This window comes from Variovorax sp. YR216, from assembly GCF_900107745.1.
Classification (GTDB): domain Bacteria; phylum Pseudomonadota; class Gammaproteobacteria; order Burkholderiales; family Burkholderiaceae_C; genus Variovorax.
The window spans coordinates 122441-142413 of record NZ_FNRO01000014.1 but is presented as its reverse complement, the minus strand read 5'-3'; the positions used below and the strand labels follow the sequence as shown (position 1 = coordinate 142413).

Genomic DNA, 19973 nt, shown 5'->3' with positions numbered 1-19973 from the left:
GCCCTACTGCACCCGGGGCGTGTAGGACCCCGGTGAATTGACAGACGCGTTGCATCGGCGATGCTCACAGGGGGCCGGTGTCCCGCAGCCGGACCATGAAAGTGAAGGGAATCCCCATGGACTCGAATTCCATCGTCACCCCACCTGCGGTCCGGTCGTCCCGCGTGCTCTGGATCGCCATCGGCGTGCTGTCAATCGCGGTGGCGGCGCTCGGCGGCGCACTGGTCCACAAGCAGCTCGACAGCGCGACGCAGCCGCAGGCGACCTCGCTCGCCGCAGCGCCGCTGGTGCGCGCGCCGGACGATTTCAAGCCGCCCGCAGTGCAGGCGCCCTCCGACCCGCCGCCTCAGGCGGTCGCTGCCGTGACCCCGCCACCGCCGCCGGTACGGGCACCGGCCGTCATTCCGCCGAACACCCCGGCGGGCAGCGCCGCACCGGTCATGGCTGCGGGTGAGGCCGCGGCACCGCCGCCGCCCACGCACAAGGTGTGCTCGGTGTGCGGACATGTCGAATCGGTCCAGACGATCAAGCGGCAGAAGCCCACCACCGGCGTCGGGGCGGTCGCGGGCGGCGTGGTGGGCGGCGTGCTCGGCAACCAGATCGGCAGTGGCCGGGGCCGCACGCTGGCAACCGTGGCCGGTGCAGTGGGCGGTGGCTTCGCGGGCAACGAAGTCGAGAAGCGCACGCACATGGAGACGGTCTACAAGGTCAGCGTCCGCATGGACAACGGCACGCTGCGCACCGTGGAGACCGCTACCGCCCCGCCGGTCGGCAAGGCGGTCACGCTGAAGGACAACGTGCTGCGTCCGGCGGACGGCCACCAGTGAGCGCGGCCGCCCATCGCGCGACCTGGTCGGCCACCCACGGCCCGTCGTCGAGCGGCAGATCGTGGCCCGCCGTGGCGTGTTGGGCGATCGGCGCCCGCCACGCCCGCGCGAGGCGCTGCGAGCAGCGCACGTCCACCAGCCCGTCGCGCCGGCTCGAGAGCACGAGCAGCGGCACGGCCGGCGCCTCTGCGGAAGCGCGGTAGCGCATCGCGGCCCACAGTTGGCGCAGCGCGTTCGCACCGCTCACGGGCCGCGCTTCGCGCAGCGCGGTCCATGCGTCGACAGTGCCGGCCGCGTCCGCCGGATGCCGCGTGGTCAGCCGGAGAATCGTCTGCTCGCGCGCGCGGGAATCGCTCCCGGGCCACACGACGCCCAGCAGGGGACCGTAGTTCGCGGGCCGCAGTCGGCGATACCACGGGCTGAAGGGCCGCAGGCTGGTGTTGATCAGCACGCAGCCCGCCAGCTCCCCGGGATGCCGCGAGGCCCAGTCGGCCGCGACCATCGCGCCGAGCGACATCGCCACCACATGCACCGGCGTCGCCACGCCAAGCGCATGCAGCTGCCGGCGGCAGTGGTCGACATAAGCCTCGATCCGGGCCGGACTGCGTTCATCGTTCAGATGGCCGTTGCCAGGCAGGTCGATCGCGATGACGCGGTTGCCCGCGGGCAGACGCGCCTGCAGCAGCGCCGGGAACGCGCCCCAGTGGCCGGCCTCGCGCGTCAGCCCGCGCAGCAGCACCCAGGTGGTCACCGCCCGCCCTTTCCCCGTTGGCGATCGCCGGCGTACCAGCGCGCGAGCGCGCGGCGCGTGTGTTCCTCCCGGGCCGCACCCGTGGGCAGCCAGCGCTCGTGGCTGCATGCGGCACGCGTGAGGAAGTCCAGCCAGCCCACATGACGGCGCAGCACGCGCTGCTGCCGGTGCTCGATCATCGGATTGAAGATGCCGTGCCGCGAGAAGAGCTGCCGCGGGTTCTTCTTCACCCAGAGCCACGAGCCCATCTCCAGCGTGAGCGGAAGGAACACCCGCCCGCGCTCGCAGGCGCGCAGGTAGAGGTGATCCCACAGGTCGCCGTGCGCGAGGTACTGGCGGCTCTGCGGCTCCAGCACGTAGCGGTGATGCAGCAGCGTGTCGTCCACGATCCCGCACAGCGCGTGCATCTCGGCCAGATGCGCGATCGGCCGCGACGCATGCGCGAACGGGAACCAGATGCGGTCGGCGAGGCCGAAGCCCGAGTGGCAGTCGATCGCGATGCTGAAGGGGCGATTCAGCAGTTCGGTGTCGACCAGCTCGCACAGCGCCGCGCTCTCGCGCTCCATCGGTGCGCCCGACGCGCCGCGGAACCACGGCAGGGTGGCGCTCATGCGCTGGCCGCCGATGAGGAAGGGAACGCGCTCGACCGACTCGACCGGCGCATTGCGCATCAGGTCCACGCCGTTCGGATTCGCGCGCGTGCCGAGCCACAGCCCGCCCGGATTGACCACCGGCATGAACACCAGCCGCACGTCTTCCAGCAGACGCTGCACGGTGGAGTCCCACTGCAGCCGCATCACGAGGCTGCGCAGGTAGGCGATGGTGACTTCCGCACCGATGCGCTCCAGTCCGTGCACGCCGCCGAAGAAGCCGACCGCCGGCGCTTCGGGCGCGCTGCTGCCGAGGATGAAGGCCTCGAGCGGGAAGCGCTGCGCGCCGGCCTCGACCTCGCCCAGCACGCGGCGCGTCATGCTCGCGCCTGCCAGTCTGGCAAGCGCCTGGAGCTCCAGCAATTCGGGCAGGTCGGGCGATGTCACGCGCGCAGGATAGCGAGGCGCGCGGACATGAAAGCGTCACAGATGCGCGCTAGCGTGGCGGACCATGATCCGCATCTCCCGCCACGCCATCGCCCTGCTCTCGGGCGCCCTCGAACTCGCCGCGCTGGCGCGCTCGCGCTGGTCCGTGCGGCACGGCGGGCGCTAGCGCCCGTCCGGCCGCTCAAGCCGGGACCGATTCGACGTTCGCGCGGTCCCAGTGCCGATGCTTCGCGATCGCAGCAATGAAGTCCTGGGCGATCTGCGTCGCGGCGCTGATGTCGCCGAGGTTGGTGACCGGTGTCGGCGCCACGATCACACCCGCGGGCAGCGGCTTCGTCTCCGCATCGATGCCGAGCGTGGAAAGCAATTGCATACCTTCGCCCACCGCGCAGATCGCCTTGCAGTGCTTGTAGGCCTCCAGCACGAAATGCACCGCGTCGCCGTTGCGTGACATCGCCTCGGCACCCTGCGCGCCCGCGGGCACGAGGACCGCGTCGAACATGATCGACGGCATGTTCACATAGGTCGCATCCACATCGAGCTGGCGCTTCGAGGCGCTCGCGACGGTGCCGAGCTGCGGACCGACCACCTTGCATTGCGCGCCAGCCTTCTCGATGGCCTCGCGGATGGGGCGCAGCGATGCGGAATCGACGCCGTCGGCCACGAGGATCGCGATCTTGCGCGTCTTGATCGATCCGTCGCCGGTGCCCGCCATGCTGAGCGCCGGCGATTCCTCGATCGGCATCGCGACGCGGTGATCGCGGAAGCCGGCGCGCCCCGCCGCCGCCTTCGCGTCGGGCGGATTGATGCCAAGCGGCTCGGCCACGCGGCGCGCGAGCTTCTCGTCGACGTGCGCGAGGTTGTCCACCATGCGCTGGCGCACCGCCGGCACCTCGCACTTCGACAGCTCGAAGCGGAAGGCCGCGATGATGTGTTCCTTCTCGGGCGCGCTCTGGCTGTTGAAGAAAAGCCGCGCCTGCGTGAAGTGGTCGTCGAACGACGGACTGCGCCGTCGCACCTTCGGCGGCTCCAGGTCCTCGGGAAATGACTGGAAGCCGGCGCTGCCGCCGTCGACGCGGAAGTCCTTGCCGTCCACCAGCGAGTGCGGTTCGTAGGCGACCTGCCCGCGCGCGATGGTCATGCGGTGCATGCCGTCGCGCTGGAAGTTGTGGAAGGGGCACACGCCGCGGTTGATCGGGATCTCGTGGAAGTTCGCGCCACCGAGCCGCGAGATCTGCGTGTCGGTGTAGGAGAAGAGGCGCCCCTGCAGCAGCGGGTCATTCGTGAAGTCGATGCCCGGCACCACATGGCCCGGGTGGAAGGCCACCTGCTCGGTCTCGGCAAAGAAGTTGTCGGGGTTGCGGTTGAGCACCATGCGGCCGATGCGCTGCACCGGCACCATCTCTTCCGGGATGATCTTGGTCGGATCGAGCAGGTCGAAGCCGAAGGCATGTTCCTTGTCGTTGGGGATGAGCTGCACGCCGAGTTCCCACTCCGGAAAGTCGCCGCTCTCGATCGCTTCCCACAGGTCGCGGCGGTGGAAGTCGGCGTCCTTGCCCGCGATCTTCTGCGCCTCGTCCCATGCGAGCCCGTGGATGCCGAGCTTGGGCTTCCAGTGGAACTTGACGAAGTGGCTCTCGCCGCGCGCGTTGACGAAGCGGAAGGTGTGGATGCCGAAGCCCTCCATCATCCGTAAGCTGCGCGGGATCGCGCGGTCCGACATGGCCCACATCAGCATGTGCGTGCTCTCGGGCATCAGCGAGGCGAAGTCCCAGAAGGTGTCGTGCGCGCTCGCGGCCTGCGGGATCTCGTTGTGCGGCTCGGCCTTGACCGCATGGATGAGGTCGGGGAACTTCATCGCGTCCTGGATGAAGAACACCGGAATGTTGTTGCCCACGAGGTCGTAGTTGCCCTGCTGGGTGTAGAACTTGACCGCGAAGCCACGCACGTCGCGCACCGTGTCGGCCGAGCCGCGCGAACCCGCCACGGTCGAGAAGCGCACGAACACCGGCGTCTTCACCGCCGGGTCCTGCAGGAAGTCGGCGCAGGTGAATTGCGACATCGACTTGTAGACCTCGAAGTACCCATGCGCCGCCGCGCCGCGCGCATGCACCACGCGTTCGGGAATGCGCTCGTGGTCGAAGTGCGTGATCTTCTCGCGCAGGATGAAGTCTTCGAGCAGCGTCGGGCCGCGAACGCCGGCGCGCAACGAATTGTGGTTGTCGGGAATCTGCACCCCCTGATTCGTGGTGATCAGTGGCGCGTGCTCGTTGGTGAAGGTGTCGAGCTGCTCCTGTTTCGCGCTGCCGCCGTTGGTCGCCTTCTGTCGGCGGCCCGCAGCCTTGTTCTGTTGCGTCATCGGGGATTCCTTCGTCGGACATGGGTATCGCGTGCGGACAGGGACAGGCCGCGACGGCGCGATGGGATTCCACAGCTTAGGCACCTCTGGCGGCAACCACCGTAGTGGCCGCGCACCGCGATGTGTGGGAGCTTCGCGGCGTCGCCGGTAGGACTCCGCCGACGAAGACACGCGCTGGTTTTGGACTACGCCGCTTGGCGTCTTCGTCCACTCAATGGCGGCGCGCGTCGGTCCCTAGCATGGCCGCACCCTTCCTCCTGCCACCGGGCCATCGCATCATGCTCATCCACATCGGCTTCGACATCGAACTGGCGGTCAGTTCGCCCACCGCGCTCATCTACATGCTGCACGTTCACCCTTCGCGCGCCGCCGACATCCAGGGCGAAGGCGGTGAACGCGTCACGCTCTGTCCGCAGCTCCACGCCGACCACTACACCGACGTGTTCGGCAATCATTGCGCGCGTGTCGACGTGCCGCAGGGCGTGGAAAGAATTCGCCTGCGCAACGAGGCGGTGGTGTTCGACACCGGCTGGCCGGATGCGGTGAACCCGCATGCGGAAAACCACGATCCGGCCCGGCTCCCGACAGCCACGCTCCAGTTCCTGCTGCCGAGCCGCTATTGCGAGGTCGACAGCGAGCTGCTGTCGCTGGCCTGGAACCTGTTCGGCAACGTCCCGCCCGGATGGCTGCGGGTGCAGGCGATCTGCGACTTCGTGCACCAGCGGGTGCGCTTCGACTACGCATGCGCACGGGCCACCCGGACCGCGCTCGAGGTCTTCCGCGAGCGGGTCGGCGTGTGCCGCGACTTCACGCATCTCGCGATCGCGCTGTGCCGCTGCATGAACATCCCGGCGCGCTACGCGACCGGCTACCTCGGCGACATCGGCGTACCGGTCGCGCCATACCCCATGGATTTCAGCGCGTGGTTCGAGGCGTATCTCGGCGACCGCTGGTACACCTTCGACGCGCGGCACAACGTACCGCGTATCGGGCGCGTGGTGATCGCGCGCGGGCGCGACGCGGCCGACGTGCCGATCACGATGGTGTTCGGCGCGAACACGCTGGAGCGCTTCGAGGTGACGACCGAGGAGGTGGTGGCGGTGCCTGCTGAAGTTCAGGGCGCGTAATCGAGCCACTTCAGGCAGTGCCGCCGAGACGCCGGCGCGCATCGGCATAGCCGAGGTCGAACGCGGCCTTCACCGTCGACTTGCCCGTGCAGTCCCAGGTGGACACGGGGATCCGCTGGCTCGGCTGCCAGTAAGTGCGGCCGCTATGGCGGAAGAATTCGGGACGATCCAGGTAGTGGCGGGTGAGCAGCACCAGGGTGCGCGCTTGCTCTTCGACGCTCTGACGGGGGAGTGGCGCATTGTCCACGTAGCCGCCATCGAACGCCCACTGGCCGTCGAGCAGCACTGGGTGCGTTAGCGGCGGGGCGGCGGCTGAAGCGTTGAGCACTTCTTGCGCCGCCTGCACGGACGCGCAGTGCTGGAGGTCGTAGAGCTGCTGGCGCAGGCCCAGGTATCGCGGCAGGCGCGGATGGATGCTGTGGGCGATCTTCTTGTCCACGATGTAGGCCAGCGTGGCGGCGACGATGCTGCCGTGCTTGCCGAGCAGCGTGGCCGGCCGCGACACAGCGACCAGCAGTTTCTGCTTCGCCTGCTTCAGGCTGGGGAAGGTGTCGGTGTTCACGATCGATGCGATCCAGTCCGGATATGTCTGCTGGTGGGCGAAGTGCAGCTTCATGCGGGTCATCGCAGGCCAGTGGAACATGCGCTCGTTTTCCGCGAACAGGCGGGCGCAAGTGCCCAGCGCGGCTTCAGGCCCGATCGTCATGCACGATGCCGCCATGGCGGCACCCGCGCTCGTACCGATTAGCGTCGCGGGCAGCTTTAAGCCCTTGTCGAGGAAGCAGGCCACCACCCCCGCTTGCCAGAAGCAGCGATTGCCTCCGCCGGCAAACGCCAGAACGTCGATATCTGAAAAGTCCTTGATCATGCCGGGGTGTTCTTTCACGACGATGCCGCGCCGCAGCTGCGACCAACCACCGTCCATTCGTCTCCCGAGCGCCCTTTTTCCACGGTCTCGCTGCGAGAACCCGCCGTGGGCACACCGGGCGGCGAATTCTCGCCACCCTGAACACTCGGGGTCGTGAGACTTTTCCGAAAATGGCGTGTTTCGACTATTCGCGCGCCCGTGTCACGCGCACCGCAGAGAGCGACTGGGCGCGTGCCCGAGGTGGCAACGGTGCCCGCTGAAGTTCAGGGCGCGTAGCCCAGCTTCTTCATCGCCGGCCCGAGGGCCTTCGCGCTCTTCGCCATCCCATCCCACGGCGTATTGCCCGCCGGCAGGCGCCGACCAATGGTCCGCACGGTCCATTGCGATGCGCTGGTGAGGCCGGGCAATTCGTCCCACGCTACCGGCACCGACACGCCCAAACCGGGACGCGAACGCGCCGACCACGCCGCCACCGTCGTCGCGCCGAAGCCGTTGCGCAGGTAGTCCACGAAGATCCTGCCCACGCGATTGCGCGGCCCGCTCTTGGCGACGAAACGGTCCGGAATGACGCTCGCGAGGTGCTGCACCACGGCCTGCGAAAAGCCCTTGACGGTGTCCCAGTCGTACTGCCGGCGGATCGGCACCATCACATGCAGTCCTTTGCCGCCGCTGGTCTTCAGGAAGGGCACCAGGCCGAGTTCGGTCACGATCGTGCGCACCAGCAGTGCGGCTTCCTGCATCTGCGCCCACTGCACGCCTTCGCCGGGGTCGAGGTCGAAAGTCATGCGGTCGGGCTTGTCGATGGCGTTGGAGGTGGCGTTCCAGGTGTGCAGCTCGATCACGTTCATCTGCGCAGCGGAAAGCAGACCGCGCGCGGTGTCGATCTGCAGCAGCGGCTCGTGGTCGGGGTCGAGCGAGGGGTCGAGGAGCGTCACACCCGGCAGTTCGGAGTTCTTTTTCATGTGCTTCTGGAAGAAGAGTTCCCCGCCCACGCCTTCAGGCGCCCGCACCAGCGCGACCGGGCGACCCTTGAGGTGCGGCAGCATGAGATCGGCCACCTGTTCGTAGTAGGCGACCAGTTCGCCCTTCGTGGTGCCACTGTCCTTGTCGATCACGCGGTCGGCGTGGGTCACACGCTGCTTCGGCACGGCGATGCCCTGCCCGGTGGGCTTCGCCGGCTCGGCCTCCGGCGCGGAGGCCACCTCCCGCCGGATCTGCCGGGCGGGCTTGTCGTCGCGCAGGCCCTGGAAGACGGAATGGCGGATGCGGTCGTCGCCCGTCCACTCGCCGAAGGAGACCTCGCACACCAGCACCGGCAGGACCCACTGCGCCTTCACGCCGACGGGCTGCTTCGCAAAAGGGCATGTGTCGCTTTGCACCTTGTCGAGCCTGTCCTTGATATCGGTGAGCCGACGTGCGTCGAATCCGGTGCCGACATTGCCGCAGTACCGCAGTGCGCCCGCGTCGTCGTACACGCCGAGCAGCAGCGAGCCGAAGCCGGCGCGCGAGCCCTTCGGCGCGGTGTAGCCTCCGATCACGAACTCCTGCCGCCGCTGGTTCTTGAGCTTGATCCAGTCCGGCGAACGCCGCGACACATAGCCCGACCCGCAGCGCTTGCCGATGATTCCCTCGAAGCCGATTCGCGCCGATGACGCGAGCAGGTCGCGCGGCGAGGCCTCGAAGGCTTCGCTGAAGCGCAGCGACGGATCCGGCGCGCGGGCGAGCATGGCGGCGAGCAAGTCGCGTCTTTGCTCCACCGGAACATCGCGCAGATCGCGGCCGTCGAGAAAGGGCGCATCGAAGAGCCAGTAGACGATCGACGAGGTCGATCCTCGATCGAAGGCGTTCTGCAGTGCCTGGAAGTCAGGTGCGCCGTGCTCGTCGTCGACCACGATCTCGCCGTCAAGCCAGGTCGATCGCACCGGCAGCTTCGCGAGCGCCTTTGCCAACGCGGGCAGCTTCGAGGTCCAGTCGTGGCCGTTGCGGGTGATGCACTGGACCCGGCCCTTCTCGTCGATGCGCGTGAGCAGGCGGTAGCCGTCGAACTTCAGTTCGTAGAGCCAGTCATCCGCGCGCGCCGGGGGGGCGGTCGCCAACGTCGCGAGTTGCGGCGGGAGCAGGTCGGGCAACGACTTGGCCTCGCGCCCCGGCGGCTGCGCGGGCTTCGAGGGCTTCGCGGATGCCTTGTCCACTTCCGGGTCGGCCTCGCGCTGATAGGTCACCGGCGGCGGGCTGTCGACATCGCGCCCGGTCAGCACGCTGTCGGGCTCGGCCTCGACGACGTCATATTCGTCGATCGGCCGCGCCTCGGGATCGCGCTCCTTGATGAGCAGCCAGGGTTCCTGCTTCTCGCCGGCCTTGCCGTGCATGCGCACCAGCGTCCAGTGGCCGCGCAGTTTCTTGCCGCGCAGCTCGAACTTGAGCTTGCCTTCGGTCATCTGCTGGCGCGCATCGCCCAGCGGCACCCAGTCGCCACGGTCCCAGACGATCACCGTGCCCGCACCGTACTGCTTCGGCGGGATGGTGCCTTCGAAGTCGGCGTACGAGATCGGGTGGTCTTCGACGTGGACCGCCATGCGCTTCACGGTGGGATCGAGGCACGGGCCCTTCGGCACCGCCCAGCTCTTGAGCGTGCCGTCGAGCTCGAGCCGGAAGTCATAGTGCAGGCGGCTCGCGTGGTGCTTCTGAACCACGAACGACAGCGCGCCGTTGCGCATGCTTCCACCGGAGTGCGGCTCGGGCGTCTTCCTGAAGTCGCGTTTGCGGCGATAGGGTGCGAGTGCTTCGGTTTCCGCTTGCTTGCCCACTGTGGTGCCTTCCGGAGTCATGCCGCCTTGGACTTGCCGCGATTCTTGCGCAGGCTGCGCTCGCCTGTCGAGCCAGTCGAAATCGATGCGGTGGTTTTCCCCCTTGCAGGAGCCCGGCGGCGCGGGATGTCAGGGCCGCGCTCGCCGAGAAGAAACGCGGCCTGCGCGGCGCCGATCTGCGATCACCTTGCCAAACAACCGAAGTTGCCGGACAGTTTTCCCGTTCCGACATGCCGCGCGAGCGCGCACTGACGGAGCGAGGAGGGCCGACACATGCAGCACGAAGAGCATCCGACGAAGCCGCCGCTTTCAATGACCGAGGCCGTCATCCCCCTCGCCAGCCTGATCGTGCTGGTCGCGCTGTCGTACTACCTCTTCGGCGATGCGGGCGCGGGCGGGCCAAACCAGGTGGCGCTCATGGTGGCGACGATGGTCGCCGCCGTCATCGGCATCCGGCATGGTCTGACGCTCGACGAGATGCGTGACGCAGCGGTCGCGAGCGTCGGCACCGGCCTCGGTGCCATCTTCATCCTGCTGGCGGTCGGCGCACTGGTCGGCACCTGGGCGATGAGCGGCACCATCGCGGCGATGGTGTACTACGGCCTGCAGCTGCTCAGCCCCCACTACTTCTATGCCACCGCGCTGGTGATCTGCGGCGTCATTTCCTTCAGCATCGGCAGCTCGTGGACCACCGTGGGCACCATCGGCATCGGGCTCATGGGCATCTCGAGCAACATGGACATGAACCCGGCCATCACGGCCGGCGCCGTGATCTCGGGCGCCTATTTCGGCGACAAGTCCTCGCCGCTGTCGGATTCGGCCAACCTCGCCGCCGCCGCGGCCGGCGTCGACCTTTACAAGCACATCCGCGAGACCCTGCTGACCTCGATGGTGGCGCTCGCGATCTCGCTCCTGGTCTTCCTCCAGTTCGGACGTCCCGGCGAATTCGATGCGAGCCAGAAGATGATGCTGCTGAAGAACGCCTTCAACATCTCGCTGCTGCTCTTCCTTCCGCTGGCCAGCGTCATCGTGCTCGCGCTGTGCCGGGTGCCGGCGTTCACCTCGATCTTTCTGGGCGCACTCATCGCAGCGGGGCTCGCAGCCGTCGTGGCGCCGGAGCGCGTCGTGGCCTTCGCGCAGGCCCGCGAGGGCATTCCGAGGGCGCTCGCGCTGCTCAAGGGCATGTGGCTGGCGCTGGCGAGCGGCTACAGGGGCTCGACCGGCGTGCCCGCCGTCGACCTCCTTGTCACGCGAGGCGGCATGGAGAGCATGATGAACACCATCTGGCTCATCATCGCCGCCCTCGGCTTCGGCGGCGTCGTCGAGCGCTGCGGCGTACTGGAACGGCTGATGGCGCCGATCCTCGCAAAGGCGAAGAGCGCGGGCGCGCTGGTGGCCGCGCTCGCCGCCGCCATCTTCGGCACCGCCATCGCGACCGCCGACCAGTACATGGCGGTGATGCTGCCGGGCCGGTCGTTCAAGACGGCCTTCGAACAGCGCGGGCTCGCGCCCGTGGTGCTGTCGCGCACGATCGGTGATGTGGCGACGCCGACGTCGGCGCTGATCCCTTGGAACAGCTGCGGCGCCTACATGGCCGCGACGCTGGGCGTGGCGACGTTCAGCTACGCGCCGTTCGCGGTCTTCTGCATCGCGAGCCCCCTCTTGGCGATCGTGATGGCCTACTGCGGCATTCGCATGCCGCGCGTGCCGGCCGCGGGTGCCGGCGCGTCATCCGCGGGCTGATGCGCCGCGCCCTCGCGGGAGGGCTCCGGCGTTGCCGACCGCAGCTCCGCGCCGCCCAGGTGCACTTCGCTCTGCGGCCGCGGCAGGTCGATGCCGGCGTCGGCCAGCGCGGTGCGGATGTTCTTCGCGAGGTTGCTGCGTACCACCAGCCAGTTCGCGCCTTCCACGGTCCACGCGCGAAGGCTGATCTGCAGCAGGCCGCCGTTGAGGCCCATCAGGATGGCTTCCGGCGCGGGCGCCACCGACACACCCTCGAGTTCGCGCGCAACGCTCTCCAGCAGCGCCATCGTCCGCTCCGCGGGCACTTCCGGCCGCGTGTTCACTTCGAGTTCGAAGCGGCGGCGGGTACCGCTGAGCGTCCAGTTCACCAGCTTGTCGGCGAGCAGCACGCCGTTGGGGATCACGACGTCCGCGCCTTCGAAGGTGGTGACGATGGTGGCGCGGATGCCGATGTGGCTCACCGTGCCCAGCAGGCCCGCGATGTCCACCACGTCGCCCGGGCGGATCGGCCGCTCGAACATCAGGATCAGTCCGGCGACGAAGTTCTTGACCACGTCCTGCAGGCCGAAGCCGATGCCGACGCCGAGCGCGCCGAACACGATCGCCAGCTGCCCGACCGGAAAGCCCAGCACCCCCAGCGCGGTCAGCAGGCCGAAGGTGATGACGAAGTAATAGGTCAGCGACGAGATGCTGTTGCCGACGCCGCGCGGCAGCGACATCGCGGGCAGCACATCCTTCTGCAGGACCAGCCGGATCACGCGGGCGACCCAGAAGGCCACGAACACCGCGCCGACGAAAGCCACGACGTTGCCCAGGCTCAGCGAAATGCTGCCGAGCGTGAACACATGGTTGAGCGCGCGCGTGAGCATGTCCGACAGCGGCCGGTAGATGCGGAACGACTGCAACAGGATCACCACGAAGGCCAACGCCATCAAGGCGCGCCCGAGTTGCGCGCCGGTCTGCGACCACGACCGGCCGCCGTGTGCGGCCTGCGAGGCGTCATGGCGCACGAAGAGCACCTGCGCGAGCGCCACCACGATGGTGACGCCGGCGTACATCACCAGGCCGAGATAGCTGCTGTCGAGCACTGCCGAGGCCAGCGTGATGGCGAGCGAGACATTGCCGAGCAAGTTGGACACCGCCGCCACGCCGAGTGCCGCCGCGGCCGCGCCGAGCAGGATGACCATCACCGGCTGACGGTGCGCCGGCGTCCCGATCGGGACATTGCGGCGCGCGCGCACGAAGAGCATCACCACCGTCGCCAGCATCGCGAGGTCCAGCAGCAGCAGGAAGCTCCGGTACAGGAACTCGTTGCTCACCGGCAGCGAAGCCAGCATGTTCAGCAGGTAGAACCCTGCGCCCAGGTAGGCCCAGGGTCCGACCGCATCCAGCAGCCGCGAAGGAAGCAGCCGCAGCATCGGCGGCCAGGCCAGCAGCATGAACATCTGCTGGCGCACGGCCGGCCCCTTGAAGTCGAACAGCACCGCGAAGAGGGCCACCAGCACCAGCCACGCGGCCCATGGGCGACCGAGCGGCTTGACCGACTCCGGCGACACCAGGCCGTCGGCCATCAGGTGGTTCGCCCTTCGGCGCAGCCACAGCAGGATCGGCAGCAGCGCCACCGCCACGGCGACGAGCACCCGCAGCAGGTTGATGTTCGCCGCATCATGGTCGCGTGCCAGCGCCGATTCGATCGCCAGGCTCTGGCGCAGCCCGATGCGAAAGGGTTCGAGCTCGATGCGCGCGCTGCCCGCGGCCTGCCACAGGGGTGGCGAATCCATCGCGAGCAGACGCCGGTCCTTCTCTTCGATCAGGCCCAGGACCGTCGACTCCTCCTCGCGCACCTGCCGCCCAAGCTCGCCCGCCATGCGCCCCTGGTGAAGCGCCTTGGCGAGCGGGTCGGCGACGATCTTCTCGGCGGCCTCGACTTTCGCGATGAGTTCGTCGATGCGTTCGCGCAATGCCGGCGCGGCCGACTGCGCCTCGCTCGCAGTCGCGCGCCACTCGAGCCGCATCCGGGCCAGGTCCGCCGCATCCTCGGACAGCTCCCGCGCGACGCGCGCGGCGCGGGTGCGCAGGTCGGCGATCTCGCGCGTGTAGAGCTGCCAGTGGCGGTGCAGGCTTTCGAGCCGGCGCACCGGCAGCTCGGCAAGCTTGCGGTCGGCGGATTGCTGCGCGAGCCGGCTGATCGAAGCCGAATGACGGGCCAGGCTCGCATCGACCCGCTGGAGTTCCTCGTCCTGCCTGGCGCGCTGCACCGCGAGCTGGATGCGCTGCTCGTCCGCATCGGCGCGCGCCGTGATGTCGGCAGCCGGGATGGGTTCGGCCGTGGCGGCGGGCGCGGCCGGAGCGGCTGCGACCGGCTCGTCAGCGGCCGCGGCCCATGCTCGCGGACCCGACAGGCACGCTACGCAGGCCGCGATGCCGAGGAGGATCGGCAGGATTCCACTCCGTGCGCGCACAAGTCCATCCATGCGGCGGAATTGTGCTCACGATCGCCCGCTTGGCAAGCCGGGCGAACATGCGCCGAAAAGCCCGGCTTCAGCTGCGCTTGGCGACCAGCGTCAGGATGTCGTAGCTGGCGACCAGCTCGCCATCCTGGTTCGTCACTTCCACGTCCCAGGCGACCACGCCCTGGCCGACGCCGTTGGCGTCCTTCCTGTTGCGGTCGATCTTGCGCTTGCAGGTCAGGCGTGCGCGGATGGTGTCGCCGATGCCCACCGGCTTGACGAAGCGCAGCGTGTCGAGCCCGTAGTTGGCCAGCACCGGTCCGGGCGCCGGCGAGACGAAGAGGCCCGCCGCCGCCGAGAGCACGAAGTAGCCGTGCGCGATGCGCTTGCCGAACGAACTTTCCTTGGCCGCGATCTCGTCGAAGTGCATGTAGAAGTAGTCGCCCGAGATGCCGCCGAAGGCGACGATGTCGGCTTCGCCGACCGTGCGGCGGTGCGTGAGCAGCGAATCGCCGATCGCCAGATCCTCGAAGTGCTTGCGGAAGGGATGCACGTCCGACTCGTTGAGCTTGGCGCCGCGCATGTATTCGCCGGTGACCGCCGCGATCATCGTCGGCGAACCCTGCACCGCCGTGCGCTGCAGGTAGTGCTTGACCGCGCGCAGGCCGCCCAGCTCTTCGCCGCCGCCGGCGCGGCCGGGGCCGCCGTGCTTCAGGAAAGGCAGCGGCGAGCCGTGGCCGGTGGATTCGACCGCCGCCTCGCGGTCGAGCACCAGCATGCGGCCGTGGTGCGCCGCAGCGATCGGAATCGCCTTCGCGGCAGTCGCCGGGTCCTTGGTGACCAGCGTGCCGACGAGGCTGCCGCGGCCGCGCGCCGCCAGTACCAGCGCTTCGTCGATGCCGTCGTAGGGCATCAGCGTGCTGACGGGGCCGAAGGCCTCGACGTCGTGCACCGCGTCATGCCGCAGCGGGTCGCGCGAGAGCAGCAGCGTGGGCGAGAAGAACGCGCCTTCGGCCACGCCCTCGCCTTGCGGCGCGAAACCGTCGCGCTCGCCGTAGACCAGTTCTGCGCCCTGCATCAGCGTGCGCACGCGCTCGGCCACATCGGCCTGCTGCGCGTGCGATGCCAGCGCGCCCATGCGCACGTTCTCGAGCGCGGGGTCTCCGACCACCGTCTTCGCGAGGCGGGCGCGCAGCTTCTCGGCCACCGCATCCAGATGCTGGCGCGGCACGATCGCGCGGCGGATCGCGGTGCACTTCTGGCCGGACTTGACCGTCATCTCGCGCGCCACTTCCTTGACGAAGAGATCGAACTCCTCGTCATCCGGCGACACGTCGGGCGCGAGGATCGCGCAGTTGAGCGAATCGGCCTCGGCGTTGAACGGGATCGACTGGCGCACGATGTTCGGATGCACGCGCAGCTTGGCGGCGGTGTCCGCCGAGCCGGTGAAGGTCACCACGTCGGCGCCATCGAGCCGGTCGAGCAGGTCGCCGGTGCTGCCGATCACCAGTTGCAGGCTGCCTTCGGGCAAGAGGCCCGAGCGGTGCATCAACCGCACCAGCGCTTCGGTGAGGTAGCTGGTCGAGGTCGCCGGCTTGCCGATGCACGGCATGCCCGCGAGGAAGCTCGGCGCCCACTTCTCAAGCAGGCCCCAGATCGGGAAGTTGAAGGCGTTGATGTGCACCGCGACGCCCCGGCGCGGCACCAGGATGTGCGTGCCGGCGAAGCCGCCCTTCTTGCCGAGCGGGATCGGGGGGCCTTCATGCACCAGGTTGCCCGAGGGCAGTTCGTTGCCGCCGATGCCCGCATAGGCCGCGAGCGTGCCGGCGCCGCCTTCGATGTCGATCCAGCTGTCGGCGCGCGTCGCCCCGGTGTGGGCCGAGATCGCGTAGAGCTCTTCCTTGTGCTCGGCCAGGTACTTGGCGAGGGCACGCAGGCGTTGCGCGCGCTGCTGGAAGTCCATCGCAAGCAGGTTCGTGAGGCCCACGGTGCGCGCGTGGTGCAGCGCCTCGCCGAAGTCGATCGACTCGGCATGCGTGCTCGCCACCGGACGGCCGTTGACGGCACTCTGGAGCACCTGCGCGCCCTGCTGGCCGAGCCAGCGGCCGGCGATGAAGCTTTGAAGGATCTGGGTCATGAAGTTCTCCGAAGGGGTCAGGCCGCAACAGCGTTCTTGTTGCCGAGGCCGAGGTAGGTATCGATGATTCGCCGGTCGTGCAGGAGCGCCTGCGCGGGGCCGGTGAGCGCGACCGCGCCGGTTTCCAGGACGTAGCCGCGATCGGCGACTTGCAGCGCGGCGCGCGCGTTCTGCTCGACGAGCAGCACCGAAACGCCGTGCGAGCGCAGCGACGAGACGACGTGCAGCACTTCACGCACGATCAGCGGCGCAAGGCCGAGCGAGGGTTCGTCGAGCATCAGCAGCTTCGGCCGCGCCATCAGCGCACGGCCGATCGCGAGCATCTGCCGCTCGCCGCCCGACAGCGTGCTCGCGAGCTGCGCGCGGCGTTCCTTGAGGCGCGGGAAGATCGCGAAGACTTCCTCCATGCGCTCGCGCTGGTCGCGCCGGCCGGTGCGCCAGCGGTAGAAGCCGCCGAGCAGCAGGTTGTCCTCGACCGGCATTTCGCCGAACAGCTCGCGCCGCTCGGGCACCAGAGCGACGCCGCGCGCGACCATCGCCTCGACACTGGGCCGCGCGATGCGCTCGCCCGCGAGCGTCACGCTGCCGCTGGAAGGAAGGAGCCCCATCGCCGCACACAGCAGCGTGGTCTTGCCCGCGCCGTTGGGACCGATGACGGTGACGATCTCGCCCTCGTCCACGCGCAGGGCGACGCTGTGCACCGCCTCGACCGCGCCGTAGGCGACGCTGAAGTCCTGGAGTTCAAAAAGTGGGTTCATGTCAGTTCCACCGTGATCGTTCGCGGGCGCCCGCGGAACCGGCTTTGCCGGGCCGCCGGGTGCGCCCCCGGAGAGGGGGTGCAGAGCCACACGAAGTGGGCGAGGCTGGGGGAGAGCTTCATCCTATGCGGCCATCGGGATCGGTTCGTCGCTGCCGCCCAGGTAGGCGTCGAGCACACGGGGATTGACCTGCACTTCGGCAGGCGTGCCTTCGGCGATGACGGTGCCGAATTCGAGCACCGTGATGCGGTCGGCGAGGTTCATGACGAACTCCATGTCGTGCTCGACGATGAGGATGCCCAGGCCTTCGGCGCGCAGTTGCGACAGCAGCGTCGCGAGTGCCTGTTTCTCCAGGTGGCGAAGACCGGCGGCAGGCTCGTCGAGCAGCAGCGCGGCCGGCTGGCCTGCGAGCGCGCGGGCGATCTCGACCACGCGCTGCTGCCCCAGAGCAAGCGACGCGGCGGGCACGTCGGCATAGGCGCCGAGTCCGCAGCGCTCGATCTGGCGCCGCGCCTCGGCGAGCAGCGCCGCCTCTTCGGCGCGGTCGAGCCGCAGCATCGAGGCGATCCAGCCGTGCCGGCCGCGCCGGTGCGCGCCGACGGCGACGTTCTCCAGCACGGTGCGGGTGCCGAGCAGGCGCACATGCTGGAAGGTGCGGCCGAGGCCACGCGCGGCGTAGTCGCGCGAAGGCTTGCCGTTCATCGTCTCGCCGATGAGCCGCACTTCGCCTTCGGTCGGGTCGTCGACGCCCGAGATCATGTTGAAGAAGGTGCTCTTGCCCGCGCCGTTCGGGCCGATGAGCGCATGCACCTCGCCGGCCTTGAGCGTCATCGCGACCGCGTTGTTGGCCACCAGCCCGCCGAAGCGCTTGGTGACCTTGTCCGATTCGAGCAGCAGCGTGCCGGCCGGCGGCAGCGTGCGGCTCGCGAGCGATGCGGTCGTCTTCGGTACGCGAACCGGTTCGGTCTTGAGGAAGCGCCCCGACCAGCGCGCCAGCGTCGGCCACAGGCCATCGGCGAAGCGCTGGAGCACGAAGAGCATCAGCAGGCCGAAGACGATCACCTCGAAGTTGCCGCTGGCGCCGAGCAGCTTGGGCAGGATGTCCTGCAACTGCTCCTTGACTAGCGTGATGAGCGTCGCGCCGAGCACCGCGCCCCACAGGTGGCCCGCGCCACCGACCACCGCCATGAAGAGGTATTCGATGCCGATATTGAGGTTGAACGGCGTCGGGTTCACGAAGCGCTGCATGTGCGCGTAGAGCCAGCCGGACAGTGCCGCCAGCAGCGCCGCGAGCACGAACACCTTGACGCGGTAGCGCGCGGTGTCGACGCCCATCGACTCGGCCATCACGCGGCCGGACTTGAGCGAGCGGATGGCGCGGCCTTCGCGCGAGTCGAGCAGGTTGTGCAGTGCCCAGAGCGAGAGCAGCAGCAATGCCCAGATCAGCGGCCCGAGCGCGCGCGGCGAGGCGAGCGAAATGCCCGCGATCGTCAGCGCGGGAAGGCCGGTGATACCGGTCTGCCCGCCGAGGAATTCGAGGTTGCCGAACAGGAAGTACAGGCTCAGCCCCCACGCGATGGTGCACAGCGGCAGGTAGTGGCCCGACAGCTTGAGCGTGATCGCGCCGAGCGCCCAGGCGACCGCGAAGGTCAGCACGAGGCCGAGCACCAGCCCGACCCACGGCAGCACGCCCGCCGGCACGAAGCCGCCCAGCGCAGCGGCAGCCGCAGGCGAGGTACAGACCCACGCGGTGGCATAGGCCCCGATGGCGACGAACGCAGCCTGCCCGAACGAGGTCATGCCGCCGATGCCGGTGAGCATCACGAGGCCCGCGGCGACCATCGAATAGAGGCCGATGTAGCTGAACATCGTGACGGTGAACTCGGGCAGCCAGGCCCAGCACAACGCCAGCGCGGCGATGCAGATGAGGGTGAGGTGGCGGCGGGTCATTCCTCGTCCTCCACGTGACGGCTACGCAGCGATCGCCACCACAGCACGGGGATGATCAAAGTGAACACGAGCACTTCCTTGAATGCGCTGGCCCAGAACGAGGAGAAGGCTTCGAGCTGCCCCACCAGCAGCGCGCCGAGCACCGCGATGGGATAGCTCGCGAGCCCGCCGACGATCGCCGCGACGAAGCCCTTGAGCCCGATGAGAAAGCCGGTGTCGTAATACACCGTGGTCAGCGGCGCGATGAGCAGACCCGAGACCGCGCCGATCAGCGCCGCGAGCGCAAAGCTCAGGTCGCCCGACAGGTCCGTCGGGATACCCATGAGCCGTGCACCGACGCGGTTCATCGCGGTGGCGCGCAGCGCCTTGCCGACGATGGAGCGTTCGAAGAAGAGGAACATGAGGACGACGAGAACAGCCGCCACGCCGACCACCACCATCGACTGGCCGGTGATCGCCAGCCCGCCGATGTCGATCCGCGCCTCGGAGAAAGGCGGCGTGCGCGAGCCTTCGGCGCCGAAGAACAGCAGGCCGAGCCCCACCAGCACGCCGTGCAGCGCCACAGAGACGATGAGAAGGATGAGCACCGTCGCATCCGCCAGCGGCCGATAGGCGAGGCGGTACAAGAGCGGCCCGAGCGGGGTGATGAGCACCAGCGCGGTCACCGCCTGCATCGCGAGCGACGCGGATCGCACGCCGAGCACCAGCACGCAGGCCAGCACCGGGAAGGCGATGGTCCAGACGGCCGTGGCTTTCCAGTCCACCGTCGCGCCGCGCTTCCAGCGCCAGCCTTCGACGGCCAGCGTGGCGACGGCGAGGGCCAGCAGCAGCCACAGCGTGGCCGGCGTGCGGCCGGCGTTGAGTGCGGCCATCGACAACGCGCCGAAAGCCACCAGCTCGCCCTGCGGGATGAAGATCACCCGCGTGACGGAAAACACCAGCACCAGCGCCAGCGCCATCAGTCCGTAGACGGCGCCATTGACGATGCCGTCCTGCCCCAGCAAAAGGGCAATATCGAAATCCATGTCCTCTCCAATCAGTCCGTCAACCTATGCCTCGCACCGCCATGCCAGGGATACCGCGGAACCGGCTTCGCCGGGCCGCCGGCATCGCCCCCTCGCAGGGGGTTGGCGTAGCGACACGAAGTGCGCGAAGCCTA

General features: G+C 68.8%; 13 protein-coding genes. 3 read left to right on the top strand and 10 right to left on the bottom strand.

Going from position 1 to position 19973, the window contains the following annotated elements; translation table 11 throughout:
* The first annotated feature begins 116 nt into the window (after positions 1 to 116).
* Positions 117 to 827, top strand: a complete 711-nt coding sequence (locus tag BLW05_RS26625; RefSeq protein WP_093166586.1) for a glycine zipper 2TM domain-containing protein — start codon at positions 117 to 119, stop codon at positions 825 to 827.
* On the opposite strand, the gene BLW05_RS26620 is transcribed toward BLW05_RS26625, so the two are convergent.
* The 3 genes from BLW05_RS26620 to katE all read right to left on the bottom strand — a co-directional run bounded on the left by BLW05_RS26620 (position 781) and on the right by katE (position 4974).
* Positions 781 to 1578 carry an alpha/beta fold hydrolase gene (locus tag BLW05_RS26620; protein ID WP_093166585.1) on the bottom strand — a complete coding sequence of 266 codons (798 nt, stop codon included), beginning with the start codon at positions 1576 to 1578 and terminating at the stop codon, positions 781 to 783. The genes BLW05_RS26625 and BLW05_RS26620 overlap by 47 nt on opposite strands.
* On the bottom strand, positions 1575 to 2615 hold the full coding sequence (locus tag BLW05_RS26615) for a M14 family zinc carboxypeptidase (protein WP_371126975.1): 1041 nt from the start codon (positions 2613 to 2615) through the stop codon (positions 1575 to 1577). The genes BLW05_RS26620 and BLW05_RS26615 overlap by 4 nt, the downstream gene beginning before the upstream one ends.
* A gap of 181 nt (positions 2616 to 2796) precedes the next feature.
* Complete coding sequence (gene katE, locus BLW05_RS26610) at positions 2797 to 4974, bottom strand: catalase HPII (protein WP_093166584.1); 2178 nt, start codon at positions 4972 to 4974, stop codon at positions 2797 to 2799.
* A 278-nt stretch (positions 4975 to 5252) separates the two neighbouring features.
* On the opposite strand from katE, the gene BLW05_RS26605 reads away from it, so the two are divergent.
* Positions 5253 to 6101 carry a transglutaminase-like domain-containing protein gene (locus BLW05_RS26605; protein ID WP_093166619.1) on the top strand — a complete coding sequence of 283 codons (849 nt, stop codon included), beginning with the start codon at positions 5253 to 5255 and terminating at the stop codon, positions 6099 to 6101.
* A gap of 10 nt (positions 6102 to 6111) precedes the next feature.
* Here BLW05_RS26605 and BLW05_RS26600 read toward each other — a convergent pair whose 3' ends face one another.
* Complete coding sequence (locus BLW05_RS26600; RefSeq protein ID WP_256330503.1) at positions 6112 to 7026, bottom strand: patatin-like phospholipase family protein; 915 nt, start codon at positions 7024 to 7026, stop codon at positions 6112 to 6114.
* 206 nt (positions 7027 to 7232) lie between these two features.
* Positions 7233 to 9797 (bottom strand): DNA ligase D, encoded by a 2565-nt coding sequence (ligD, locus tag BLW05_RS26595; RefSeq protein ID WP_093166583.1) that lies wholly within the window; start codon positions 9795 to 9797, stop codon positions 7233 to 7235.
* A gap of 252 nt (positions 9798 to 10049) precedes the next feature.
* Between ligD and nhaC the strand changes: the two genes are divergently transcribed.
* Positions 10050 to 11519, top strand: a complete 1470-nt coding sequence (gene nhaC / locus BLW05_RS26590) for a Na+/H+ antiporter NhaC (protein WP_093166582.1) — start codon at positions 10050 to 10052, stop codon at positions 11517 to 11519.
* Here the strand turns inward: nhaC and BLW05_RS26585 are convergent.
* From BLW05_RS26585 to BLW05_RS26565, 5 genes are all read right to left on the bottom strand, one after another.
* Positions 11456 to 13993, bottom strand: a complete 2538-nt coding sequence (locus tag BLW05_RS26585; protein WP_093166581.1) for a mechanosensitive ion channel family protein — start codon at positions 13991 to 13993, stop codon at positions 11456 to 11458. The two genes, nhaC and BLW05_RS26585, sit on opposite strands and share 64 nt — an antisense overlap.
* Before the next feature lie 67 nt (positions 13994 to 14060).
* Positions 14061 to 16106 (bottom strand): phenylacetic acid degradation bifunctional protein PaaZ, encoded by a 2046-nt coding sequence (paaZ, locus tag BLW05_RS26580; RefSeq protein WP_093166580.1) that lies wholly within the window; start codon positions 16104 to 16106, stop codon positions 14061 to 14063.
* A gap of 17 nt (positions 16107 to 16123) precedes the next feature.
* On the bottom strand, positions 16124 to 16864 hold the full coding sequence (locus tag BLW05_RS26575) for an ABC transporter ATP-binding protein (RefSeq protein WP_093166579.1): 741 nt from the start codon (positions 16862 to 16864) through the stop codon (positions 16124 to 16126).
* A 123-nt stretch (positions 16865 to 16987) separates the two neighbouring features.
* Positions 16988 to 18814: a branched-chain amino acid ABC transporter ATP-binding protein/permease gene (locus tag BLW05_RS26570; RefSeq protein ID WP_093166578.1), complete on the bottom strand. Its 1827-nt coding sequence runs from the start codon at positions 18812 to 18814 to the stop codon at positions 16988 to 16990.
* Positions 18811 to 19839: a branched-chain amino acid ABC transporter permease gene (locus BLW05_RS26565; protein ID WP_093166577.1), complete on the bottom strand. Its 1029-nt coding sequence runs from the start codon at positions 19837 to 19839 to the stop codon at positions 18811 to 18813. Before BLW05_RS26565 ends, BLW05_RS26570 begins: the two co-directional genes overlap by 4 nt.
* Positions 19840 to 19973 lie beyond the last annotated feature (134 nt).